A 22,274-nucleotide genomic window follows, 5' to 3' on the forward strand; every position below is an offset into this window, starting at 1 on the left:
CGCTCTTCTCCGAACGCGCTCGACAGGTTGGTGTATCTGACATACGATATAGGCATATTTCAACCCGAGAGGTCTGTCATGCGCGCCCACCGCCCGAGTCCGATGCGCCGCCGAGTTCGCGGTCGAGTCCTGCTCATGCTCTGCGTGATGTACGCGATCGCGTACATCGACCGCACCAACATCTCCACGGCGCTGCCGTACATCAAGGCAGACCTCGGTCTCACGGACACGATGGCCGGTTACGTCGTGGCGGCGTTCGCCCTGCCGTACGCGTTCCTGCAGATCTTCGGCGGGGCGTTGGGTGGACGGATCGGGCCGCGCAAGATGCTCGCGATCGTCGCCGTCCTCTGGGGCGTGGCCACCGTCCTGACCGGCTTCAGCGTCGGGATCGTGTCGTTGATCGGCGCACGACTGCTGCTGGGACTGACCGAAGCGGCGGCGTTCCCCACGGCGACGCAGGCGATGAGCAAGTGGATCCCGATCGACCGGAACGGTTTCGCGCAGGGGATCACGCACTCTGCCGCCCGCCTCGGGAACGCCCTCGCACCGCTCATCGTCGCCGGCCTGATCGTCGTCGCCGGCTGGCGGAGCTCCTTCCTGGTCGTGGCAGCCCTCAGCGTGATCTGGGCTGGGGTGTGGTGGGTCCTGTTCCGCGACCGCCCCGAGGACCACCCGAAGATGACGAAGCAGGAGCTCGTCGAACTCGGTGACCTGCACGCGCCGGGTGTCCCCACGGCGCGCGAGAAGACGCCGTGGCGACGTTTGATCCCCCAGATCCTGCCGGTCACCTTCGTGGACTTCGGCTACGGCTGGACGCTCTGGGTGTTCCTCACCTGGCTGCCGACGTTCCTCAGCGACACCTACGGGCTCGGCATCGGCGGCTTCGCTCTGTACACGTCGATCATCCTGCTCGCCGGAGTCGTCGGGGACACCGTCGGCGGGATGCTCAGCGACAGGATCGTGGCGAGGGGCGGCGACGTCCGGCACGCGCGACGGGTCATCCTCGTCATCGGACTCGGCGGAGCACTCGTGTGCCTGACACCGCTGCTCTTCGCGCAGAGCCTGTTGACCGCGACGGTGACGCTCACCCTGTCCTTCTTCTTCCTGGAACTCTGCAACGCGAACCTCTGGGCGATCCCGATGGACGTCGCGCCGCAGTGGTCCGGTGCTGCTTCCGGCCTGATGAACACCGGGTTCGGCGTCGCCGGGGTCGTCTCGCCGATCGTCTTCGGTGTCCTCATCGACGCATCCGGATGGGTGGCGCCGTTCGGACTCTCGATCGGGCTGCTCGGGGCGGCCATCGTCGTCGCGTGGTTCATGCACCCGAAGCGCGTGCGGTCCGTGAACGGGACGATCGTGGTGGGCTCGAGCACCACCGAGCAGGCGGAGGTCCTGCGATGACGGCCGATCGCCCCCTCCGCGAACTCATCACGGAGCGCGCCGGCGGGTCCGGTGAACACCCGTTCCTCGAGGACGCCCGCTCCGACCGCACCCTGACGTACGGCGGACTCGACGCTGCCGTCTCCGCGTGGTCCGCGACCTTCGACGCGATCGGTGTCGGACCGTCCGGCGCCGTGTTGGTGGACGTGGGCGATCCGCTGTCGTTCGCGGTCGTGCAGTTGTCCGCGCTCGCCTCCGGGCGGCGGGCAGTACCGGTGGACACCGGGCAACCGGTCTCCGAACCGGCTCGGCTGGGTGCCCTGATCGGCGGCGCGTCGATCGTGGTGTCGGACCGTGCGCTGGACCGGGACCTCCTCGGGACTCCCTCGTGCGGGATCGACGCGACCACGTTCCTCCCGTCTGCCGTCCGGGACGGCGACGTCCCGTCGGCGAGCCCGGACGCACCGGGTGAGGGTTCCGTGGTGTTGTTCACGTCCGGGTCGACGGGGACTCCGAAGGGCGTCGAGCTGCCGGAGTCCCAGCTGCTCTTCGTGGCACGCGCCGTCGCGCGGCACAACTGCCTCTCGGACCAGGACCGTGGCTTCAACTCGCTGCCGTTGTTCCACGTGAACGCGGAGGTCGTCGGTCTGCTCGCGACGCTCGTCGCCGGTGCGACGCTGGTGCTCGACCGGAGGTTCCGTCGGACGGGGTTCTGGGACCTGCTCGCCGAGCGCCGCATCACCTGGCTGAACGCGGTTCCGGCCATCCTGGCGGTGCTGTCGAAGACCGGCCCGCTCGCTTTCCCGGCCGGGCTGCGCTTCGTGCGGAGCGCTTCCGCCCCGTTGCCCGAACCCGTTCGAGCGGCACTCGGCGACGTGCCGCTCGTCGTCAGTTGGGGAATGACCGAGGGCGCGTCACAGATCACGGCCACACCGCTCGGTGCACCCACACGCCCTGGCTCCGTCGGCGTTCCGGTCGGGTCGGAGGTCCAGGTCCGCGGCGAGGACGGCCGCGTGCTGCCCGCCGGTGAACTCGGTGCATTGTGGGTGCGGGGGCCGGGCATCGTCCGTCGCTACCTGTTCGGCCGTGTCCCGGAGCGCTTCGACGCCGACGGGTGGCTCAGCACCGGGGACCTCGGCTCGGTCTCGCCGGACGGCTGGGTGTCGCTGGCCGGGCGTTCCGACGACGTGATCAACCGGGGCGGGGAGAAGGTCTACCCGGCCGAGGTCGAGGACGTGCTGCTCGGTGATCCCCGCGTCCTCGAAGCCGTCGTCGTGGGTCGTCCGCACGACGTCCTCGGTTCGGTGCCGGTGGCGTACGTCATCCCGCAACCCGGCGACGAGGACGACAGCGATCTCGCCGTGGACCTCACCGCACGTGCCGAAGCCCACCTGACCCGGTTCCGGCGACCCGTCGAGATCATCGTCGTCGCGGACCTGCCGCGCGCACCGACCGGGAAGGTGCAACGGGCGGAACTGCGCAACGACCTGTCGCGTCCCTGACCGTTCACGGCGCGAGCCGAGCACGATGGGCGCATGAGCCAGCTCGACAAGCAGGACCCGCGTGAGCAGTTCCCGCGCCCGCCCTTCCCCGCGCAGACACAGCAGGGGTCAGGGCTGGCGAGTGCCATGGACCCGCCGCCCGACCACGGCGAGGGCTCGTACCTCGGCACGGGGCGGATGCGCGGGTACCGCGTGCTCGTCACGGGTGCCGACTCCGGCATCGGTCGGGCGGCGGCGATCGCGATGGCGAAGGAAGGGGCCGACGTCGCACTGAACGCCCTGCCCGAGGAGATCGACGACCTGACCGAGGTCCGTGACGTCATCGCCGACCTCGGCCGCAACGCCGTGATGCTGCCCGGTGACCTGACGGACGAGGGCTTCTGCGACGAACTCGTCCGGACCGCGGTGCGCGACCTCGGCGGGCTGGACGCCCTGGTGCTGGTCGCCGGCCACCAGCTGGTGCACGAGGACGTCACCGAGCAATCGACCGAGGACTTCGACCGCACGATGAAGGTCAACCTGTACTCGCTGTTCTGGTTGGTCCGCGCCGCGGTCCCGCACATGGCACCGGGTAGTTCGATCGTGACGACGAGCTCGGTGTCCGCCTACCAGCCGCAGGACCGCATGATCGACTACGCGGCGACGAAGGCCGCGATCATCACGTACACGAACGGCCTCGCGCGGCAGCTCGCCGCGAAGGGTATCCGGGCGAACACGGTGGTGCCCGGGCCGGTGTGGACGCCACTGCAGCCGATCAGCTACCCCGGCGACGAGATCGCGCGCTACGGCCAGGACACCCCGTTCGGGCGGCCGGCGCAGCCCGTCGAGCTCGGCAGCGCCTACGTGTACCTGGCGGGGCCGGAGTCGTCGTACACCTCGGGCACGACCCTGACGGTGGCGGGAGCGACCGGGGTGGCGCTGTGAGTCCGGCGTCCCGCAAGACCGTCGTCCTGGTCGGCGACCGACGACTGGCGCTCACCAACACCGACAAGGTCCTCTACCCCGAGACCGGCACGACCAAGGGACGGGTGATCGAGTACTACGAGCGTGTGGCGCCGTGGATGATCCCGCACGTCAAGGACCGCCCGGTGACCCGGAAGCGGTGGGCGAACGGCGTCGACGGCAAGGTCTTCTTCGAGAAGAACCTGCCGGACTCCGCCCCGGACTGGGTCCGTCACCGCACCATCCACCACTCCGAGCACGACAACGAGTACCCGATCGTCGACGACCTGCCGACCCTCGTGTGGATGGCGCAGCAGGCCGCACTCGAGCTGCACGTGCCGCAGTGGCGGTTCGGTCCCCGTGGCGGGCAGCAGAACCCGGACCGTCTCGTGCTCGACCTGGACCCCGGCGAGGGAGTCGGCCTGCCCGAGTGCGTCGAGGTGGCCGTCGCGGCGCGCGAGATCCTGCACGGCATGGGCCTCGACCCGTACCCGGTGACCTCCGGTTCGAAGGGCATCCACCTGTACGCCGCCCTCGACGGCCGGTCGACCACGGGGAACGTGTCCGACGTCGCGCACGAACTCGCGAAGGCCCTCGAGCACGACCTGCCCGACCTGGTGCTGTCGTCGATGAGCCGGGCCGAGCGGACGGGCAAGGTGTTCGTCGACTGGTCGCAGAACAACGGCAACAAGACGACGATCGCGCCCTACTCGTTGCGCGGGCGCGAGCGCCCGACGGTCGCCGCTCCCCGCACCTGGAAGGAGCTCGAGGAGCGCGGGCTCGCGCAGCTCACGTTGGACGAGGTCCTCGAACGCCTGGAGGCCCGTGGGGACCACCTGCACCCGGTTGCGTCCGGCTCGTTGGCCGTCGGGCGCGACGACCACGGTCACTGGGATAGCGACCGGACCGAGCGTGCGAACGAGGCCGAGCAGCCGGCGCGCGACCGGCTCACCGCCTACCGCGCGAAGCGTGATGCCTCGAAGACGCCCGAACCGGTGCCCGAAGGAGCCCCCACGGTCCGGAAGGACGGCACCCCGACGTTCGTGATCCAGGAACACCACGCCACCCGCGACCACTACGACTTCCGGCTCGAGCACGACGGCGTGCTCGTGAGCTGGGCCCTGCCGAAGGGCGAACCGACCGACCCGGGGAAGAACCACCTGGCGGTGCAGACCGAGGACCACCCGCTCGAGTACGGCGCGTTCGAGGGCACGATCCCGAAGGACGAGTACGGCGGCGGCACGGTGACGCTCTGGGACGACGGCACGTACGAGCTGGAGAAGTGGCGCGAGGGCGAAGAGGTCATCGTCACCCTGCACGGCCGGACCGGCGGCGCTCGCCGACTGGCGCTCCTGCACACCCGCGGGCGGGGTGGCGCCGGGGACGAGAAGAACTGGCTCATCCACCGCACGAAGGAGCAACCCGACCGTCTGGCGGACGGCGGTGGCGCGGCGGACGCGGGGCGAGCCTCCCGGTCGACCGCCGCACACCGCGACGGGCAGCGGCGCATCACCGGAGCCAGCCGTGCGGACACCGCGCCGGCGGACCGGCGGACCATGCAGGCCACACTGGCGAAGGACGCGCCCCGGCTGGACCCAGCCGACTGGGCGTTCGAGATGAAGTGGGACGGCGTCCGTGCACTCGCCACCGTCCGGGACGGCTCGGTGACGCTTCGCAGCCGGAACGACAACGACCTGACGGAGCAGTACCCGGAACTCCAGGAACTCGGCGACCGTGCCGGGGTCGACGGGGTCTTCGACGGTGAGATCGTCGCGTTCGACGACCGGGGCCGCCCGAGCTTCCAGCTCCTGCAGAACCGGATGGGCCTGACGAAGGCGCGCGAGGTGCGGGCAGCGCAGCAGGCGACCCCCGTGCGGTTCCTGCTCTTCGACGTGCTCGAGGCCGACGGACACGAACTCACCCGCCTGGCGTACGACGCGCGTCGGCAGGCACTCGAGACCGTCGTGGAGCCCGGCGGGGCCATCGACGTGCCGCCGGCCTCACAGGGCGACCTGGACGGCGTGATGGCGTCGTCACGGGAGCAGGGCCTCGAGGGCGTCGTCGCGAAGAAGCGCAGCTCGAAGTACGCCGAGGGCAGGCGGTCCGAGGCATGGCTGAAGCTGAAGCACCACGCCACGCAGGAAGTGGTGGTCGGTGGGTGGAAGCCGGGCAGCGGTCGTCGTGCGGGCGGGGTCGGCTCGCTGCTGCTGGGCGTACCCGGGCCGGACGGACTCGAGTACATCGGCAAGGTCGGCACGGGGTTCCGTGATCGCGACCTCGATGAGATCGCCGCAGCGTTGCGCCCGCTCGATCGGAAGACCTCGCCGTTCGTCGACGTCCCACGGGTCGACGCACGGGACGCACAGTGGGTCACACCGAAGCGGGTGGGCGAGGTCGAGTTCGCCGAGTGGACCGGTGACGGGCGCCTGCGGCAGCCGTCCTGGCGGGGCTGGCGACCGGACAAGGAGCCCGAGGACGTGGTGCGCGAGCGCTGACCTGCCCGCCGTGTGCCAGCTTGCGAACGCGCTGATGCGTGCGCATGGGGTCCGCCCGTGGCGAAATTCCGTCCCCCGTCCGTCGCCCCGGCGGGGGACGTTTCGACCCGGTCGACCGCTGGTCCGCCGCCGACTGTTACGTTCGCCGGGACGAAAGGGCCTGGGGATGAGCTCGAGCAAGTACCTGCCGCCGTTCACGGCCGAGGAGCGCGTCGCGATCGACGGGGATCGTGCCGCACGGAGCCCGGTCGATCCGGGGACCGTGGTGACCGACACCGAAGTGACCTACGCGGACTTCCTCGCCGACGAGACCGACGAGTAGGCGCGTCGGCGCGTCGGCGCGTCGGCGAGTGGACACCGGGGCGGGGGAAGGCGACCCGTGCACCGGATCAGGGAGCGCACGGGCCGCCGTTGAGGCACCGTGACCGACCCTTCAGGGATGGCCGGCCACGGCGCGCTGGCACCAGATGCGCGGAGGCGCGCCTGGTAGGCACGTACTAAGGACGTGACGAACGCCCGATTCGTCACACGAGAACCCGAGATCGCGCAGAGGAGCTGCTCCTGTCCAGCGACGAAGCCCTCGCGGCGTTGTCCGACGCGTCGCTCGTCGAGCGCAGCGCCGACGGCGACACGGCCGCGTTCGGGGTGTTGATCCGCCGGTACGGACCCCACATGCGGGCCTACGCGGCGCGGATCCTCGGGTACGGCGACGGGGAGGCCGACGACGCCGTCCAGGAAGCCGCTCTGCAGGCCTGGCAACGCATCGACCGGGTCGAGGACCCGGAGCGGGTGCGCAACTGGCTGTTCCGCATCGCAGCGAACAAGGCGCTCGACCGGCTCCGCCGTCGGCACCCGCACGCGGACCTCGAAGCGATGGTCGACGCGCCGGACGAACGGCCCGTCGACGAGGTGGTCGCCGCCCGGATGCAGGTGCGGGAACTCGCGCGTATCGTGCAGGCACTCCCGGATGCACAGCGCGCCGTCTGGGTGATGCGCGAGGTGGGTGGGGCGCCCTACGCCGAGATCGCCGAGGCGACCGGGCTGTCCGCACCGACCGTCCGCGGGTTGCTCGCCCGTGCGCGGCGACGCGTGATCGAACAGATGGAGGGGTGGCGATGAGCGACGACGTCGACGACCGTCACGGTGCCTTCACGCTGGACGAACTCTCCGACTACCTCGACGCCGACCGGACCCCGGCCCGGGCCGACATCGAGGGTGACCCCGATGCCGTCGCCGCCCTCGAGCGGCTGCAGGTGCTGCGACGGGCATCACAGGACCTGCTCGACACCGAGGCGTCCGCCGACGGCGACGAGCGCTGGATCAGCTCGGTGCTCGCGTCCATCCGGACGACCGCTCACGCCGGACGGGACATCCCGGTCCCCGACGACGATCCCGCCGCGCACCTGGTCGTCACCGAGGGCGCACTGCGCGGGCTCGTCCGCACCCTCGGCGACGACGTACCCGGCGTCGTCGTCCGTCGGACCCGCTTCAGCGGCGACGTCGGGGTCCCCGGCGGTGCCGTGGACGTCGACATCACCGTCGTGGCCACGCTCGAGGCATCCGTGTCGGACCGTGCCGAGGCGCTCCGCGCGCACGTCACCGCGGTGCTCGGTGCGCACGCACCGTTCAGGATCCGCAGCGTGGTCGTCCGCGTCGCCGACGTCGTGGTCGGAGGGACACCGTGACCGCCGACGTCCGCGCCGTCTCCCGTGAACTCACCGCGGTCGTCCTCGCGGTGCCCGGAGTCCGATCGGTGCTGCCGCCCGGACCCGGACTCGCCACGCTCGTCCGCGACGTCCGCTCCGTGCTCGAGATCCCGCGGGACGGAGGGGCCGTGCTCGTCCAGGACCGGCCGGACGGAGCACGTGTCCGTGTGGTCGTCACGACCGACCGGGCCGTGCCGACGATCGCGGTCCTCCGGTCGGTGCGGGACGCCGTCGTGGCGGCCGCGCACCACTCCCTCGGTGCAGCGCCCTCCGACGTCACGGTCCGCGTCGTCGAGATCGACTGAACGTCAGGGAGCCGGTGCCGGTCCGTCCGTCGGCTCGGCATCGTCCGCGACGGGCAGGTCCTCGTCGACGAGCTCGTCCTCGCCGGGTTCGGACACCTCGGCCGCAGCGGCCTTGGCCTCGTCGATGGACGCCTGCGAGCGGCGGAGGAGATCGTCGTCGTGTGCTGTCTGGTCGCTCATGCTCCAGCAGGCTACGCGGGCGTGCCTGTGTCGGCGTCACGGCGTCCGGCCGGGCGGCGGGATCCCGGCTGGGTCGAGCCGCGCGTGCCGGGGTGCGCCGGCTCGAAGTCGACCGCCGAGGTCGGCGCCGGCGACGAGGGCATCGCGGGCGCGGCCGGTGCGCCGTACGCGTCGGCTGCGTCGAGCACGGCGCGGGTCGCCGCCGCGGCCGTCCGGAGTGCGTCCCCGATGGGCATCGCCCGGTGGCCGGGCGTCCGGACCTCGACGCCCCACGGCTCGTCGAAGCCGAGCTCCCGCACCGTCCGCACGAGCCCCGGCAGGTCCCATGCGCCCGCTCCGGGCAGGTACCGCGCCTCGCGGGCCTCCTCGGACAGGGTCATGCCGGACGGGGTGTGCAGGAGCCCGTCGCTCAGCTCGACCGCCGCGAGCGTCGCGGGCGCGACGCCCTGCCGGATCGACGCCAACGTGGATCCACCGCGCAGGGCGTGCATCGCGTCGAGCAGCAGCCCACCGTTCGGGTGGCCAGCCGCTGCGACGAAGCGTGCAGCCCGTTCGATCGTCGGCAGGTTCGACCACGGCTCGGGTTCGAGGACGAGTTGCGCACCGACGGCGGCGGCCTGGTCGGCGAGCACCGTCCAGTCGTCGGCCATCGTGAGGGGTGAGGCTCCGGGCAACGACGTGTCGGCCCGAGCGATCACCTGCCAGGCACGGAGCGCCGCCGCCGCCTCGAGGACCACCCCGCGGTCGGCGTCGTCGTCGTCCGTCCGGTTCGTGCACGTCCACCAGCGGTCGAGCGGCCCCAGCTGGACCCAGACGATGCCCGCGCCGTCGAGCACGCGGCGGAGTTCGGCGAACCCCGTCGTCGCGCGCACCTCGTGCAGGTCGTCGAGGGACAACGAGAGTCCCGCGAACCCTGCGGCACCGACCGCGTGGACGCGCTCGCGGATGGTCTCGTCGCCCGCCCACGTCCACGACGTCGCCAGCAGATCGTGCTCCATCACGGCCGTACCTCCGTCATCCCGGAGCAGCTGCAGACGCCCGTCGCGATGGTCCTGCCCCGTGTGTGCGACGCCGCGATCCCCACCTGGCGTCGCACCAGGGATACCCGTCGCGCCTGCGAGCCCTCCCAGCGGCCCGTCACACCACGGAAACGCCGGTCAGACGATGCGGGTGCGGACCGTGCCGACGCCGGCGATCGTGCCGACGACGAGTTGTCCGCGTTCCAGGGCCCCGACCCCCTCGGGCGTCCCCGTCATGAGCAGGTCCCCGGGGGCGAGCGTCACCGATCGCGACAGCGCCGCGATCGTCTCTGCCACCGACCAGATCTGCTCCGCCAGGTCACCGACCTGCCGTCGTTCGCCGTCGACGACGAGCTCGATGCTGCCCGCGCTGGGGTCGATGCCCTGCGCCGGGGCGATCGCGCCGATCGGTGCGGATGCATCGAACCCCTTCGCGGTGTCCCACGGACGGCCGAGGCGCTTCGCCTCGGCCTGGAGGTCGCGTCGGGTGAGGTCGATGCCGACCGCGTACCCCCAGACGTGGGCGAGCGCGTCGTCGATGCCGATGTCCGCGCCGCCGGTGCCGATCGCGACGACCAGTTCGACCTCGTGCTCGAGCTGCGCCGTCTGCGGCGGGTACGGGGTGTCCGCGTCGTCGACGACGACGGCGTCCGCCGGTTTCGTGAAGAAGAACGGCGGCTCGCGGTCCGGGTCGTGTCCCATCTCGCGTGCGTGCGCCGCGTAGTTCCGGCCGACGCAGAAGACGCGTCGGACGGGGAAGCGTGCGCCCGTGGTCGTGGGGACGGTCGGGAGGCTCGGGGCCGGGATGACGAGGTCGGTCACGGTCTCAGCGTGGCAGGCTCGCAGGGCATCGGTTCAGCTCTCACCGAAGGACGCCTCGTACTTGAGCTTCCGCGCGCGGGCGCGCTCCTGCCGTTCGCGCCACTCGATCCGCAGTTGCGCGAGTTCCTCTTCAGCGCCTTCCGCGCGCATGAGCGGCGCGTAGTGGGGGCTCGCAAGCAGCCGTGGCGTCGTCAGCTCTCGGTTGTCGAGCAAGCGCTTGAAGGCCTCATCGGTGAGCGTCGAGATCATCAGCGTTCTCCTTCCGGCGGTTCGTGCGTGTGCGGTCGTGGCGCTTCGGACGCCGCGAGCGCCCGGGACATCCAGGTGTCGTCGTCGGTCGTCCAGGTCCTGGTGACGAGCGCCGCGGACATCAGGGCGGCTGCGGCTCGTTGGCTTTCGTCGTCCGAGGTTGCGCGGTCAGCGACCCACGACCAACGCTGCCACCAGAGATCCCGGTGCCCCAAGAACTCGGTATTTCGCCGCCCAGCGCGCCCGTCGACGACCGACACGACCAACGCGCCGACGGCCACGAGAGCCCCGACCACCGACACGACCGCACTCGTCACCGCGACATCCATGTGGACCACCCTGACGCCACAGGACCGGCCACGCGGTGGGCGTGACCGGTCCTGTGGACGGTGATCCGGGCCTCCCGGCCTGTGCAGGAAGGATCAGGCGGACGGGCCCTGCGGCCACCCCGAGAACTCCCACCCGTCGACGGACTCGTGGTCCTCGCCCTTGTCGTACGCGTAGGTGCGCGCTGCGTCCCGCGCTGCGGACAGCGTCGCGAGCAGATCGGCGTGCGCGTCGGCGTCCACCCGGGTCAGGGCGTCGTGCGCCAGCGCGAAGCGGTCCATCTCGTTCCGCATGAGCATGTCGAACGGCGACGTCGTCGTGCCCCGCTCCAGGAACCCGTGCACGTGCAGGTCGTCGTGGCCGTTGCGGCGGTAGGTCAGCTGGTGCACGAGCGACGGGTACCCGTGGAACGCGAACACCGTCGGGGTCCCGGGCAGGAAGAGCTCGTCGTACCGCTCGTCGGGGATCGGGTGCTCGTGCTTCCGCGGGTCGCCGAGGGCGAGCAGGTCGACGACGTTGACGACCCGGACGCCGACCTCGGGCGCGTGCTTCCGGATGATGTCCGCGGCGGCGACGGCCTCGACGGTGGGGACGTCGCCGGCGCAGGCGAGGACCACGTCGACGCGGCCGACTTCCTGCTCGGTGCCGGCCCAGTCCCAGACCCCGAGGCCCGCGTCCACGTGGGCGACGGCGTCCTCGAGCGACAGGAAGACGGGCTCGGGGTGCTTCCCGGCGACGATCACCTCGATGCGGTCGGTCGTCTCGAAGGCGTGCGCCGCGACGGCGAGCAGGGTGTTGGCGTCGGCCGGCAGCTTGATCCGGACCAGGTCCTGCTGCTTCGACGCGACGACGTCGAGGAACCCGGGGTCCTGGTGGGAGAACCCGTTGTGGTCCTGTCGCCAGACGTGCGACGACAGCAGGATCGACAGGTTCGACACGGGTGCACGCCAGTCGATGTCGGTCGCGGACTCGAGCCACTTGGCGTACTGCCCGACCATCGAGTCGATGATGTGGGCGAACGCCTCGTAGGTGTTCAGGAGCCCGTGCCGGCCGGAGAGGACGTAGCCCTCGAGCATGCCCTCCAACAGGTGCTCGGACAGGACCTCGGTCACGCGTCCGCGAGCCCCGAGGTGTTCGTCCCCGACCGCGCGCTGCGCCCGCCACACCCGCGAGGTGACGTCGAAGACCGCGTCGAGCTTGTTCGAGATCGTCTCGTCGGGGCCGAAGAGCCGGAACGTCGACGCGTTCTGCGTGATCAGCGCGGCGAGCCACGGTCCGAGCGTGCCGGTGGCCGAGGCGGTCGAACCGGCCGGTACCCCGTACCCGTCGAGCGCCGGACGGTCGAGGGCCGTCCGGATGCGCCCGCCGTTGGCATGGGGCGTGGCGCTCATCCGCTCGTCGCCGGTGGGACGGATCGTCGTCATGATCCCGAGGGGGTTCCCGTCCTCGTCGAAGAGCTCCTCGGGTCGGTAGGACCGCATCCACTCCTCGAGCTGGGCCCGGTGGCCGTCGTCCTCGCGGACGTTCGACAGCGGCACCTGGTGTGCGCGGAACGTCCCCTCCACCTGCTGACCGTCGACCTCCTTCGGCCCGGTCCACCCCTTCGGGGTGCGGAGGATGATCATCGGCCAGCGCGGGCGCAGGTCGGCGGCACCCGCGGGCTGTCCCGCCGCCGCGCGTGCTGCCTGGGCTCGAGCTGCTGCTTGGATGTCGTCGATGGCGGCGAGTGCCCGGTGGAGCGCACCGTCGAACAGGGCGTGCACGGCGTAGGGGTCGTCGTCGACCCGCCGCGAGTCGACCACGATCGGGTCGTAGCCGAGGCCGCGGAAGTAGGCGGTCAGGTCCTCGCCGGGGATGCGGGCGAGGACGGTCGGGTTCGCGATCTTCCACCCGTTGAGGTTGAGGATCGGCAGCACGGCACCGTCCGACACCGGATCGAGGAAGGTGTGCGCCTGCCACGACCCCGCGAGCGGACCGGTCTCCGCCTCCCCGTCACCGACGACGCACGCGACCACCAGGTCGGGGTTGTCGAGGGCGGCCCCGTACGCGTGCGCGAGGGAGTAGCCGAGCTCGCCGCCCTCGTTGATCGACCCGGGCGTCTCCGGTGCCGCGTGCGACGGGATCCCGCCGGGGAACGAGAACTGCCGGAAGAAGCGCTGCAGGTCGTCGTCGGCGTACAGCTCGCCCCAGGTGCCGTCGAGCCAGGCGTTCGCGTTCATCGCCGGCCCGCCGTGTCCCGGGCCGCAGATGTACAGGAACTCGCGCCCGGTCTCCGCGATCAGGGCGTTGCAGTGCGCGTACACGAGGTTGAGGGCGGGGGAGGTGCCCCAGTGCCCGAGGAGCCGGGGCTTGATGTCGCCGGGCTCGATCGGCCGTTCGAGCAGCGGGTTGTCCAGCAGGTAGATCTGCCCGACCGTCAGGTAGTTGGCGGCTCGCCACCAGGCGTCGACCGCCCGGAGTCGGTCGGTCGTGGAGATGTGCGCAGGGGCCATGTGCCCACGCTACGAAACCCCGGTGCCGGAAACCTCAGGAAAGACGTCCCAAACCGATCGCGAGGGTGCGCCGAATGAGTTGCACAGGGCAAAAGCCCAGGGCGCTCTCCGGTCAGACATGGCCGGCACGCAGCTTCCACACAGCAAAGGAATCGATCACCATGCGCAAGAGCCTGAAGACCTCCATCACCCTCGCCACGACCGGCGCCCTCGTCCTCGGCGGTGCCGCGTTCGGCATCTCCTCCGCCCAGGCCGCCACCCCCTCGATCCACACCGTGTCGTCGTCCGAGTCGAAGATCCCCGCACCGGTCGCATCGGTCCCCGAGGTCCTCGGCGGGTCCACCGCCGTGAAGCTCGACTCCGGCTTCACCGACGCCCTCACCGCCCTGAAGCTCACCCCCGGCGTCTCCGGTGATGCGACCCTCGCCGACGGGTCCGTGTCGTTCCCGATCACCGCCGGGTCGGTCACGTACTGGTCGCCGGACGGCAACTACCGCCCCTACGTGCAGGGCCTGCTCAACCACGACGACTCCGGCCTCACGCTGAAGGCCGGCGACACCACCGTCACGCTCGAGAACTTCGTCGTGAACCCGGGCTCGTCCAAGCTCTACGGTGACGTCCTGGTCAACGGCAAGGTCGCAGCGTCCAACGCGTACCTGTTCGAGCTCTGGGGCGGTTCGCTCAAGCCCCTCCAGCTCGAGGGCGACAACGCCATCCTGACCGGCACCACCGTCCACGTCTCCGAAGACGCCGCCGGCCTGCTGAACAAGACCTTCGGCACCGACGCCGTCAAGCGCGGCCTCCTCGTCGGCACCGCCACCATCACCGCACAGATCAAGTAACACCCCGCACCACCACGCGAAGGGCCGCCCCGGACAACCGGGACGGCCCTTCGTGACGTTCAGCGACGGCGGTGCCACCACCGGCGAGGTCGGTCGTCAGACCCGGCCGCCAGTGCAGCCGCAGCCGCTGCGGCCGCGGCGAGACGGGCCTCCCGTCGCTCCCGCCACGCGGTCACCTCGTCGTCGACGTCCCGCAGCGGCGTCACGACCGGCGGCCCACCGAGCAGTTGGCGTCGGGCTTCCTTCACCCGGGCGTTGAAGTCCACGAGGACATCGCGCACGTCGGCCTCCGTGGACAGCGCATCGAGGGCATCGTCGAGTTCCGCGTCCTCGGTGCGGAGCGCGAGTGCGGGCGGAGCGATGCCGCGGATGTCCTCGCGTTCGATCTTGGAGCGGATCCACCAGTCCGGGTCGTGCTGCCCGTCGTTCCCGGGCAGCGGCTTGCCGTGGTAGGGGTTGCCCTCGAAGACGCCTCGGCGCTCGGCCTCCTCGATCTGTGCCCGCGCGTGCGCTGCGACGTCGGCGGCCTTCAGCAGCCGGCGTTCCTCGCGCACCTCGTCCGGATCGAGCGACCCCCGCTCGATCTCGCTGTCGACCAGCTGCTGGTAGCGGTACCGGGCGGCCCTCCTGAGCCGGTCCATCCGCGCATCGACGTCGTTCATGACCCCTCCATGATCACGCCGAGTGGTCGTCCTCGCCAGTCAGCTCCTCGATCGTCAGCGCTGCCTGGATGAGCGCCAGGTGGGACAGCCCCTGCGGGATGTTGCCCATGAACGCCCCGTCCTCGCTGATCATCTCGCTGAACAGCCCGACGTCGTTCGCCTGGCCGACCATGTCGTCCATCAGCGTCCGCGCGTCGTCGATCCGGCCGGTGCAGGCCATCGCGGCCGCGAGCCAGAACGAGCACGCGACGAACGGCGATTCCTCGTCCTCGATGCCGGAGTAGCGGTACACCAGCGGACCACGCTGCAGGTGCTCCTCGATCGCCCGGATGGTCGAGGCCATGCGCGGGCCGCGGTCGAAGGCGCTCATCGCGTGCAGCAGGATCGACGTGTCGAGCGCATCCGAGCCCGGGTACATCACGTAGTGGCCGCGCTCCTCGTCCCACCCGTTCTCCGCGACCCACTGCTCGATGAGTTCGCGGTTCTCGATCCACTTGTCACGCGGACCGTCGATCATGCCGGCGTCGTGGAGTTCCACGGCGGCGTCGAGCGCCTGCCAGCAGCCGATCTTGCTCGTGACGTAGTGCTGGGTGTCCTCGAGCTCCCACATGCCGGAGTCCGGTTCCTCCCACCGGTGACAGGCGTCGTCGGCGAGCTGCTGCAGGACCGCGGCGGTCTTCCGGTCGAGGACGTTGCCGGCGGCCACGTACTGGCGCAGGATCTCGAACACGTCGCCCCAGACCCCGAGCTGCAGCTGGTCGCCGGCCCGGTTGCCCACCGTGACCGGACCGATGCCGTTCCACCCGGGGACGTCGCGCTCCTCGACGTCGTCGCTCTTCGTGCCGTCGAGCTCGTAGAAGATCGGCATGTCCTCGTCGTGCTCGGCGATCGTGCGCATCACCCACGACACCGCCGCGTGGGTCTCCTCGCGCAGGCCGAACCGGGTCAGGGCGTGCACGGTGTACGACAGGTCGCGCACCCAGGCGAAGCGGTAGTCCCAGTTCTTGCCACCCGTCTGGTCTTCGGGCAGGCTCGTGGTCGGTGCCGCCGCGATCGCGCCGGTCGGCGAGAAGATGAGCAGCTTCAGGGCGAGGGCGCTCCGCTGCACCGCTTCGGCCCAGGGGCCGTCGTAGGAGAACTCCTCGGACCAGGTCGCCCAGTTGGCGATCGTCCGGTCCATCGCGGCGAGCGCGCTCTCCGGCCGCGGCATGAAGATCGGCTCGTCGTGCGTGCCGACGATGGTCAGGATGTGCTTCGAGCCCTCGTCAGCGGTGAACCGACCGGAGAAGCGCGGGCCGTCGTCGTGCGCCGGGTGGAACCCCTGCTCGACGATGGCGATCGTGATGCCGTCGATGCCGATGACGGCGCCGTTCGCGGTGTCGAGGCGCTTCGGCTCGGCGGTGCCCAGCAGGGTGCCCGGCACCACCGCCCACTCGAACTCCACGGAGCCGCTGACCCCCTGGACGCAGCGCGCGACCTCGGCCCACGGCAGGCGGCCGGCGACGCCGGTGACCATCGCGTCCGTCACGGTGGCCTGACCGGACGAGGTCGTCCACGTGGTGACGAGGACGTTGGTCCCCGGCAGGTACTCGCGGGAGACCTCGGCCGACCGGTCCACCGGGCGGAGCGCCACGTGGCCGCCGTGCTCGGCGTCCAGGATGCTCGCGAACACGGGCGGTGAGTCCATCGAGGGGATGGGCAGCCAGTCGATCTGCCCGTCGCGGGCGATGAGCGCGACGGTCCGGCCGTCCCCGATCGCTCCGTAGGTGCGGAGCGGGGCGTACCCGTCGGTGCGTGCGTGGGTGTCGACCGCGTCGAGGGTGTCTTCGGTGCGCTCCGTCATGCACCCAGCCTGCCCGCGCCCGAGGCGCGACCATCAGGCGGACGTACCCCGCCGGGGACGCCGTGGCGGCGGAACCGGCGCGGTACGTCGGCAGGCCGACCGTCAGTGCCCGGTCGTCGCCCCGACGAACTCGACGAGGTGGTCCAGCAGCACGCGCCGGAGCGGCACGGACGACCACCCGTGATCCGCGCCGTCGACGGCGGTGAAGGTCGCGCCGGGGAGCAAGTCGCCGTACCGCCGGCCGTAGTCGAGCGGCACGATCTGGTCTGCGGTCCCGTGCAGGACCTGGGCGGGTCCCGTGTAGCGCTCGATCGAGGCGTACACGTCGAGTCCGGCCATCACCTCGTCGATGAACGCGGTACCCAGCGGCATGCCGCCGAAGTCGAACCAGCCCTGCTGCCGGGCGGGCGCCAGCGGCTGTCCCTGGATCGCGTCGTGCTCGGCGATGTCGTCCACGACGACCCCGGCCGGGGACCACAGGGTCAGGGTCGCGACGAGTTCGGGCACCCGTGCGGCGGCGAGGGCCGACTCGACGGCGCCGAGACTGTGCGCCACGACGTGCACCGGCCGGTCTGCGTCCGTCGCGAGCGCGCGGATCATCGCGACGACCTGGTCGACCTCGTCGCCGATGGTGATGTCGGTGAAGTCACCGTCGCTGGTGCCGTGACCGAGGCGACTGTAGGACCGGGCGGGGATGCCACGCTCCGCCAGCGCGCGGGCGGTCTGCACGAAGAGCTGCTGGCCGCCGGTGTCCGTGCTCCCGAAGCCGTGGACGAGCAGCGCCGCGGGGCCTGTCGCCGTGGCCGCGTCGACGCCACGAGCAGCGGGCACGGCGCTCCCGAGCTGCCAACCGCGGAGTGTCCGTCCGCGGTTGTCGAGCGTGACCGGGAGGAACGCGGTCATCAGTTCGTCCGGTCCGCGAAGCCGGCGGGGAGGTCGCCGGGGGCGGTGTCGACGACGGATTCGTCGTCCTCGCCGACGTGCTCGAAGAGGGTGATGTGGGCGAACTCGGGCACCACGTAGATCGGGTAGGTGGGCCCCTGGTCCCGGTACTCGCGCATGCGGTCGAGGTGGTCGTTCTGGAACAGCACCGTCTTGCTGCCGTCCTCCTCGACCCAGCGAGGGAAGAAGATCGTGCCGTGCAGGACACGCTCGCCGGGGACGACCGTGACGACGACGCTGGTGCCGGTCGGCTCGTTCCAGGACACCTTGTAGACGCCCGCGGTGAGCGCGACGAGGTCCACCTGCTGGTCCTTCACCCAGCGACCGCCGACCATGCCGGAGTGGATCCGGTAGTCGATGGTCGTCGCGTTCTTGACGTACATCTCGTACTGCCAGCCGTTCGCGTACGTGTAGACGAAGCGGTGGCCGACGATGCCGGAGAGGTCCTGCTCGGGGACGGGGTGCTCGACGTTGGTGGTGATGTGCATGCCGTTGAGTTTGCTACCGAACTACGTTTGTTGCAAGCGCATATTCCGTGACTACCCTGGGAACGTGGACGAGCGACCGGACGAACCCGACCTGCGCCGGGTGGCCCGACGGTTGAGCGCGGAGATCGGCCCGTTCCGTCGGACGCTGCTCACCACCGCGCGGCGCTCCGTCGCCCTGCCCGACATCCCGGACGCGCAGATCGAGGTGCTCCGGCGGCTCGACGAGGACGGGTGGTCGAGTCCCACCGCGCTCGGCCGCACGCTCGGCCTGGCCCGGTCGACGGTGAGCAACCTCGTCGCCGCGATGGAGGGAGACGGCCTGGTCGAGCGTCGGCTCGCACGCGGTGACGGCCGGAGCACCGAGGTCGGGTTGACCGACCTCGCTGCACGGCGACTCGCCGACTACGACGCATCCGCCGAGCGGGTGCTCGTCGATGCGTTGACGGCGCTCTCCGATGGTGACCAGCGGGTGCTCGCCGACGCGATGCCGGCACTCGGACGACTGCGTGCCCGACTCGACGAGCGCGCCACTGACTGACCGGTCCACCCCGCGGTCTCCTGCGACGGTTGCCCCACGGAATCTGCATCCCGGGCGTGTCGCGCTTGTGCATCCCGGGCGTGTCGCACTACTGTCGACCCCTGCCCGCCAGCGCGATCGCTGACGGGCGCGACCGCCCGCCCCGGGCACACCGGAAGGACCGCGCATGCGCGCCGTGCAGCACAACGAGGAACGCGTCGAGCTCCAGCTCGCCGCGGCCGCCGTGCTGCCCGAGCAGCAGTGGTCCCTCCGCTATCCCGCGTAGGCACGCGACGTCCCACGACGCCTGCGTGCCCACCCGGCCCGGGGCGTTCGTCATCACCGCTTCCTCCCGTCCGTCCGCCACGTCCGGCGACGACCAGGAGGCCCTGCGTACGACCGTCTCGGACCGTCACCTCGACCGTCACGAAAGCGAGACGACTCCATGAAGAAGATCAACGACCGGCTGCTGAGCTGGGCCTCGATGCTCGAGGACAACACCGAGCAGCAGGCCCGCACGACCGCGCGCATGCCGTTCGTGTTCCCGCACCTGGCCCTGATGCCGGACGCCCACCTCGGCCTCGGGGCCACCGTCGGGTCCGTCATCCCGACCCTCGGCGCGGTCATGCCGGCGGCCGTCGGCGTGGACATCGGCTGCGGCATGATCGCGGTCCGCACGCAGTTCACCGCCACCGACCTGCCCGCCGACCTGCAGGGCCTGCGCGAGCAGATCGAGCGCGCGATCCCACTGTCGGCAGGTGCGTCGAACCGGAAGATCGTCGCGACCGCCGCGCCGCGGATCGCCGAGCTCGAGGCCATGGCCGAGACCGCCGGGTTCGACCCCACGCAGGTGCACGGTGGCTGGCGGAACCAGCTCGGCACGCTCGGCTCCGGGAACCACTTCATCGAGGTCTCCCTCGACGAGGAGGACCGGGTCTGGCTCTTCCTGCACTCCGGATCGCGGGGCGTCGGGAACAAGATCGCCCAGCGGCACATCACGGTCGCCAAGCGGCTGATGGAGCGCTGGTGGATCCAGCTGGCGGACCCCGACCTGGCGTACCTGGTCGAGGGCACGCCGGAGTTCGACCGGTACATCGCCGAGCTGCGGTGGGCCCAGCACTTCGCGCTGCTCAACCGTGAGGAGATGATGGACCGCGTCGTGCGGCAGCTGTCCGAGGTCGTCGGCACCCCCGTCGACGAGCAGGAGCGGATCAACTGCCACCACAACTTCACGCAGCGCGAGACGCACTGGGGGAAGTCCGTGTGGGTGTCCCGCAAGGGTGCGATCCAGGCGACGGCCGGTCAGCCCGGCCTGATCCCCGGGTCGATGGGCACCGCGTCGTACGTGGTCGAGGGGCTCGGCAACAAGCCCTCGCTCGAGTCGTCCCCGCACGGTGCAGGCCGGCTGTTCTCGCGGAGCGCGGCCCGGCGGACCTTCACCCACGAGCAGCTGCGCGAGGCGATGGTCGGCATCGAGTACCGCGACACCGACGCGTTCCTCGACGAGATCCCCGGGGCGTACAAGCCGATCGACCAGGTCATGGCGGACGCGTCGGAGCTCGTGTCGATCCGGCACACGCTGCGCCAGGTCGTCAACGTGAAGGGGGACTGAGACGCGGGCGCTCGTCGAACGGGAGGCGCGGGTGCGGCCCGCCCCGCGCCTCCCGTCCGGCGGTGGGCCGCCCCACCGCCCGGCGCGGCCCGGACAGACCGGGCCGCGTCGGGCACGCTTGACCGGATGGGTGACACAGCAGATCAGGCAGCACGGCAGACCGGACGACAGGTCCGACGAGCGGCGGACAGTCGCTGGTTCGAGCTGACCGCTCGCGCCGGCTTCGTCGGCAGCGGCATCGTCCACCTGCTGATCGGGTACCTGGCGATACTGCTCGGCATCGGCAACGCGTCCTCCGGTGGGGAGACCGACCAGTCCGGGGCGCTGCAGCAGATCGCCGCGGTCCCCGGTGGGGTGTTCCTGCTCTGGCTGATCGCCGTCGGTACGGCAGCGCTCACCGTGCGGCTGGTCGTCGAGGCGATCGTCGGCGGTCGTTCGGACACCACCCGGGGCTGGCTCGCCCGGCTCAAGGACGTCGCGAAGGCCGTGGTCTACGGGATCATCGCGTACTCGTCGGCCTCGTACGCCCTCGGCGCCGGGTCGAGTTCCAGCAGTTCGTCGCAGAGTGCCGCGGCGAAGACCCTCGCGACGCCCGGCGGGGTGTTCGTGCTGCTCCTCGCCGGCGCGATCGCGGTCGCGGTCGGCATCGGGCTCGTGGTGATCGGCTGCCGCCGGTCGTTCCGCAAGCAGATCACGCGACCGTCGGGCCAGCTCGACCGCGTCGTCACCGTCCTCGGGGTCGTCGGGTACGTCGGCAAGGGCATCGCCGTGACCATCGTCGGCGTGCTCATCGGCGTGGCCGGACTGCGGAGCGACCCCGATCAGGCGACGGGCCTCGACGCGGCGTTCGACGCGGTGCGCTCGATGCCCGGCGGCGTGTTCGTCCTGGTCGCGATCGGCATCGGGTTCCTCGCCTTCGGCGTCTACAGCTTCTTCCGCGCGAAGTACGCCCGCCTCTGACGTGCCGGGCGAGCTCGGTCCGGCTGAGGGAGCACGGAGCCGACGCCGGTAGACCGGTCCGATGAGCACCAGCGTGACGACCGGACCCGCGACCGTCTTCTCCGACGCCCGGGCAGTCCTCGCCGAGAGCATCGTGTGGGACCCGTCGGCGCAGCTGCTCCGGTGGACCGACATCACCCTCGGCACCCTCGTCACCGCGCGGGCCGACGGCACCGTCGTGTCGACCGTCCCGCTCCCGCCGCCGCTCGCGAGCTTCCAGCCGCGGGCGTCCGGTGGGTTCGTCGCGGCCCTCGGCGACACCGTCGTCGTGACCGACGAGCACGGGGCGATCGAACGCGAACTCACCCGCGTCGAGCACGCCACCGCCGGCCTCCGGTTCAACGAGGGCAAGTGCGACCCGTTCGGCCGGTTCCTGGTCGGCAGCATGAACCTGACGACCGGGGAGCCCGACGGCGCGCTCTACTCGGTCGAGGCCGACGGCACGACGCGGCTGCTCCGTGGCGGCTTCGGCGTGACGAACGGCTTCGAGTGGTCGGACGACGGCACCGTGATGTACGTCACCGACACGAGTGCGTCGACCATCTACCGCGGCTCCTACGGTCCTGACGGCGAACTCGGCGAGCTCGAACCGTTCGTCGTCGGCCACGCGCACGACGGTCTGGTCCGCGACGACGAGGGCTGCTCCTGGAGCGCGATCTACGGCGGCGGCCGGGTGGAGCGGTACGGCCCGGACGGGTCGCACCTCGAGACCGTGGAGCTGCCGACCCCGAACGTGACGTCGGTGGCCTTCGGCGGCCCCGACATGTCGACGCTGTTCGTCGCCTCGGCGCGGGAGAACCTCACCGAGGAGCAGCTCGAGCAGCACCCGTCCTCGGGGGCGATCCTCGCGGTTCCGACCAGGGTGCACGGGTTCCCCGCGAACACCTTCAGCGGCTGACCGGCCGGGAGCGCACGCAGCGTCGGGGTCCGCAGGTATCGTGGGCGCTCGC

At 71.2% G+C, this 22,274-nt stretch carries 23 protein-coding genes; 13 read left to right on the forward strand and 10 right to left on the reverse strand.

The genetic code is table 11. The features are described from left to right. Window positions 1–78: 78 nt before the first annotated feature. The 8 genes from ACXKZB_RS02165 to ACXKZB_RS02200 all read left to right on the forward strand — a co-directional run bounded on the left by ACXKZB_RS02165 (window position 79) and on the right by ACXKZB_RS02200 (window position 8,330). Window positions 79–1,401, forward strand: a complete 1,323-nt coding sequence (locus ACXKZB_RS02165; protein ID WP_488824528.1) for an MFS transporter — start codon at window positions 79–81, stop codon at window positions 1,399–1,401. Further along, window positions 1,398–2,882, forward strand: coding sequence for a class I adenylate-forming enzyme family protein (locus tag ACXKZB_RS02170; RefSeq protein WP_488824529.1), 1,485 nt, complete (start codon window positions 1,398–1,400; stop codon window positions 2,880–2,882). Before ACXKZB_RS02165 ends, ACXKZB_RS02170 begins: the two co-directional genes overlap by 4 nt. A gap of 33 nt (window positions 2,883–2,915) precedes the next feature. Next, window positions 2,916–3,806: an SDR family oxidoreductase gene (locus ACXKZB_RS02175; protein WP_488824530.1), complete on the forward strand. Its 891-nt coding sequence runs from the start codon at window positions 2,916–2,918 to the stop codon at window positions 3,804–3,806. After that, window positions 3,803–6,319, forward strand: coding sequence for an ATP-dependent DNA ligase (locus ACXKZB_RS02180; RefSeq protein ID WP_488824531.1), 2,517 nt, complete (start codon window positions 3,803–3,805; stop codon window positions 6,317–6,319). The genes ACXKZB_RS02175 and ACXKZB_RS02180 overlap by 4 nt, the downstream gene beginning before the upstream one ends. A 166-nt stretch (window positions 6,320–6,485) precedes the next feature. Continuing rightward, window positions 6,486–6,641 (forward strand): hypothetical protein, encoded by a 156-nt coding sequence (locus tag ACXKZB_RS02185; protein ID WP_488824532.1) that lies wholly within the window; start codon window positions 6,486–6,488, stop codon window positions 6,639–6,641. 266 nt (window positions 6,642–6,907) lie between these two features. After that, on the forward strand, window positions 6,908–7,438 hold the full coding sequence (locus tag ACXKZB_RS02190; protein ID WP_340195976.1) for an RNA polymerase sigma factor: 531 nt from the start codon (window positions 6,908–6,910) through the stop codon (window positions 7,436–7,438). Continuing rightward, on the forward strand, window positions 7,435–8,004 hold the full coding sequence (locus ACXKZB_RS02195) for a hypothetical protein (protein WP_488824533.1): 570 nt from the start codon (window positions 7,435–7,437) through the stop codon (window positions 8,002–8,004). Before ACXKZB_RS02190 ends, ACXKZB_RS02195 begins: the two co-directional genes overlap by 4 nt. Continuing rightward, on the forward strand, window positions 8,001–8,330 hold the full coding sequence (locus ACXKZB_RS02200) for a hypothetical protein (RefSeq protein WP_123310728.1): 330 nt from the start codon (window positions 8,001–8,003) through the stop codon (window positions 8,328–8,330). The genes ACXKZB_RS02195 and ACXKZB_RS02200 overlap by 4 nt, the downstream gene beginning before the upstream one ends. A gap of 3 nt (window positions 8,331–8,333) precedes the next feature. On the opposite strand, the gene ACXKZB_RS02205 is transcribed toward ACXKZB_RS02200, so the two are convergent. From ACXKZB_RS02205 to ACXKZB_RS02230, 6 genes are all read right to left on the reverse strand, one after another. Continuing rightward, window positions 8,334–8,510 carry a hypothetical protein gene (locus ACXKZB_RS02205; protein ID WP_488824534.1) on the reverse strand — a complete coding sequence of 59 codons (177 nt, stop codon included), beginning with the start codon at window positions 8,508–8,510 and terminating at the stop codon, window positions 8,334–8,336. 11 nt (window positions 8,511–8,521) lie between these two features. Continuing rightward, on the reverse strand, window positions 8,522–9,508 hold the full coding sequence (locus ACXKZB_RS02210; RefSeq protein ID WP_488824535.1) for a sugar phosphate isomerase/epimerase family protein: 987 nt from the start codon (window positions 9,506–9,508) through the stop codon (window positions 8,522–8,524). A gap of 159 nt (window positions 9,509–9,667) precedes the next feature. Beyond that, entirely contained in the window at window positions 9,668–10,351 is a 684-nt protein-coding gene (locus tag ACXKZB_RS02215; RefSeq protein ID WP_488824536.1) for a fumarylacetoacetate hydrolase family protein, read from the reverse strand. Window positions 10,352–10,384: 33 nt separating this feature from the next. Then, on the reverse strand, window positions 10,385–10,600 hold the full coding sequence (locus ACXKZB_RS02220; protein ID WP_111085822.1) for a hypothetical protein: 216 nt from the start codon (window positions 10,598–10,600) through the stop codon (window positions 10,385–10,387). Next, window positions 10,600–10,929 carry a hypothetical protein gene (locus ACXKZB_RS02225; RefSeq protein WP_488824537.1) on the reverse strand — a complete coding sequence of 110 codons (330 nt, stop codon included), beginning with the start codon at window positions 10,927–10,929 and terminating at the stop codon, window positions 10,600–10,602. The genes ACXKZB_RS02220 and ACXKZB_RS02225 overlap by 1 nt, the downstream gene beginning before the upstream one ends. A gap of 93 nt (window positions 10,930–11,022) precedes the next feature. Continuing rightward, window positions 11,023–13,419 (reverse strand): phosphoketolase family protein, encoded by a 2,397-nt coding sequence (locus tag ACXKZB_RS02230; RefSeq protein WP_396289970.1) that lies wholly within the window; start codon window positions 13,417–13,419, stop codon window positions 11,023–11,025. A gap of 161 nt (window positions 13,420–13,580) precedes the next feature. Between ACXKZB_RS02230 and ACXKZB_RS02235 the strand changes: the two genes are divergently transcribed. After that, window positions 13,581–14,261, forward strand: coding sequence for a hypothetical protein (locus ACXKZB_RS02235; protein ID WP_488824538.1), 681 nt, complete (start codon window positions 13,581–13,583; stop codon window positions 14,259–14,261). Between the two features lie 59 nt (window positions 14,262–14,320). Here ACXKZB_RS02235 and ACXKZB_RS02240 read toward each other — a convergent pair whose 3' ends face one another. The 4 genes from ACXKZB_RS02240 to ACXKZB_RS02255 form a co-directional block, all read right to left on the reverse strand. Beyond that, window positions 14,321–14,923: a DnaJ family domain-containing protein gene (locus ACXKZB_RS02240; RefSeq protein WP_488824539.1), complete on the reverse strand. Its 603-nt coding sequence runs from the start codon at window positions 14,921–14,923 to the stop codon at window positions 14,321–14,323. Window positions 14,924–14,936: 13 nt separating this feature from the next. Beyond that, the gene (locus ACXKZB_RS02245) at window positions 14,937–16,766 is read right to left on the reverse strand and encodes a glycoside hydrolase family 15 protein (RefSeq protein ID WP_488824540.1); all 1,830 of its coding nucleotides are present in this window, start codon (window positions 16,764–16,766) and stop codon (window positions 14,937–14,939) included. A gap of 102 nt (window positions 16,767–16,868) precedes the next feature. Further along, a complete protein-coding gene (locus ACXKZB_RS02250) occupies window positions 16,869–17,669 on the reverse strand; it encodes an alpha/beta hydrolase (protein ID WP_488824541.1) in 801 nt (266 codons plus the stop codon). After that, complete coding sequence (locus tag ACXKZB_RS02255; protein ID WP_261784047.1) at window positions 17,669–18,196, reverse strand: phenolic acid decarboxylase; 528 nt, start codon at window positions 18,194–18,196, stop codon at window positions 17,669–17,671. Before ACXKZB_RS02255 ends, ACXKZB_RS02250 begins: the two co-directional genes overlap by 1 nt. 64 nt (window positions 18,197–18,260) lie before the next feature. Between ACXKZB_RS02255 and ACXKZB_RS02260 the strand changes: the two genes are divergently transcribed. From ACXKZB_RS02260 to ACXKZB_RS02275, 4 genes are all read left to right on the forward strand, one after another. Beyond that, window positions 18,261–18,734, forward strand: coding sequence for a MarR family winged helix-turn-helix transcriptional regulator (locus ACXKZB_RS02260; RefSeq protein WP_488824542.1), 474 nt, complete (start codon window positions 18,261–18,263; stop codon window positions 18,732–18,734). A 424-nt stretch (window positions 18,735–19,158) separates the two neighbouring features. After that, a complete protein-coding gene (locus ACXKZB_RS02265; protein WP_488824543.1) occupies window positions 19,159–20,325 on the forward strand; it encodes an RtcB family protein in 1,167 nt (388 codons plus the stop codon). A gap of 126 nt (window positions 20,326–20,451) precedes the next feature. After that, window positions 20,452–21,285, forward strand: coding sequence for a DUF1206 domain-containing protein (locus tag ACXKZB_RS02270; protein WP_488824544.1), 834 nt, complete (start codon window positions 20,452–20,454; stop codon window positions 21,283–21,285). A 61-nt stretch (window positions 21,286–21,346) separates the two neighbouring features. Then, window positions 21,347–22,222, forward strand: a complete 876-nt coding sequence (locus ACXKZB_RS02275; RefSeq protein WP_488824545.1) for an SMP-30/gluconolactonase/LRE family protein — start codon at window positions 21,347–21,349, stop codon at window positions 22,220–22,222. Window positions 22,223–22,274: the final 52 nt, after the last annotated feature.

The organism is Curtobacterium sp. ABR8 (assembly GCF_057812125.1).

What these genes read in the sequence shown, in the direction of transcription:
- ACXKZB_RS02165 (WP_488824528.1), top strand. Translation starts at nt 79, where the DNA reads ATGCGCGCCCACCGCCCGAGTCCGATGCGCCGCCGAGTTCGCGGTCGA.
- ACXKZB_RS02170 (WP_488824529.1), top strand. Translation starts at nt 1,398, where the DNA reads ATGACGGCCGATCGCCCCCTCCGCGAACTCATCACGGAGCGCGCCGGC.
- ACXKZB_RS02175 (WP_488824530.1), top strand. Translation starts at nt 2,916, where the DNA reads ATGAGCCAGCTCGACAAGCAGGACCCGCGTGAGCAGTTCCCGCGCCCG.
- ACXKZB_RS02185 (WP_488824532.1), top strand. Translation starts at nt 6,486, where the DNA reads ATGAGCTCGAGCAAGTACCTGCCGCCGTTCACGGCCGAGGAGCGCGTC.
- ACXKZB_RS02195 (WP_488824533.1), top strand. Translation starts at nt 7,435, where the DNA reads ATGAGCGACGACGTCGACGACCGTCACGGTGCCTTCACGCTGGACGAA.
- ACXKZB_RS02205 (WP_488824534.1), bottom strand. Translation starts at nt 8,510, where the DNA reads ATGAGCGACCAGACAGCACACGACGACGATCTCCTCCGCCGCTCGCAG.
- ACXKZB_RS02210 (WP_488824535.1), bottom strand. Translation starts at nt 9,508, where the DNA reads ATGGAGCACGATCTGCTGGCGACGTCGTGGACGTGGGCGGGCGACGAG.
- ACXKZB_RS02220 (WP_111085822.1), bottom strand. Translation starts at nt 10,600, where the DNA reads ATGATCTCGACGCTCACCGATGAGGCCTTCAAGCGCTTGCTCGACAAC.
- ACXKZB_RS02225 (WP_488824537.1), bottom strand. Translation starts at nt 10,929, where the DNA reads ATGGATGTCGCGGTGACGAGTGCGGTCGTGTCGGTGGTCGGGGCTCTC.
- ACXKZB_RS02230 (WP_396289970.1), bottom strand. Translation starts at nt 13,419, where the DNA reads ATGGCCCCTGCGCACATCTCCACGACCGACCGACTCCGGGCGGTCGAC.
- ACXKZB_RS02235 (WP_488824538.1), top strand. Translation starts at nt 13,581, where the DNA reads ATGCGCAAGAGCCTGAAGACCTCCATCACCCTCGCCACGACCGGCGCC.
- ACXKZB_RS02240 (WP_488824539.1), bottom strand. Translation starts at nt 14,923, where the DNA reads ATGAACGACGTCGATGCGCGGATGGACCGGCTCAGGAGGGCCGCCCGG.
- ACXKZB_RS02245 (WP_488824540.1), bottom strand. Translation starts at nt 16,766, where the DNA reads ATGACGGAGCGCACCGAAGACACCCTCGACGCGGTCGACACCCACGCA.
- ACXKZB_RS02250 (WP_488824541.1), bottom strand. Translation starts at nt 17,669, where the DNA reads ATGACCGCGTTCCTCCCGGTCACGCTCGACAACCGCGGACGGACACTC.
- ACXKZB_RS02255 (WP_261784047.1), bottom strand. Translation starts at nt 18,196, where the DNA reads ATGCACATCACCACCAACGTCGAGCACCCCGTCCCCGAGCAGGACCTC.
- ACXKZB_RS02265 (WP_488824543.1), top strand. Translation starts at nt 19,159, where the DNA reads ATGAAGAAGATCAACGACCGGCTGCTGAGCTGGGCCTCGATGCTCGAG.
- ACXKZB_RS02270 (WP_488824544.1), top strand. Translation starts at nt 20,452, where the DNA reads ATGGGTGACACAGCAGATCAGGCAGCACGGCAGACCGGACGACAGGTC.
- ACXKZB_RS02275 (WP_488824545.1), top strand. Translation starts at nt 21,347, where the DNA reads ATGAGCACCAGCGTGACGACCGGACCCGCGACCGTCTTCTCCGACGCC.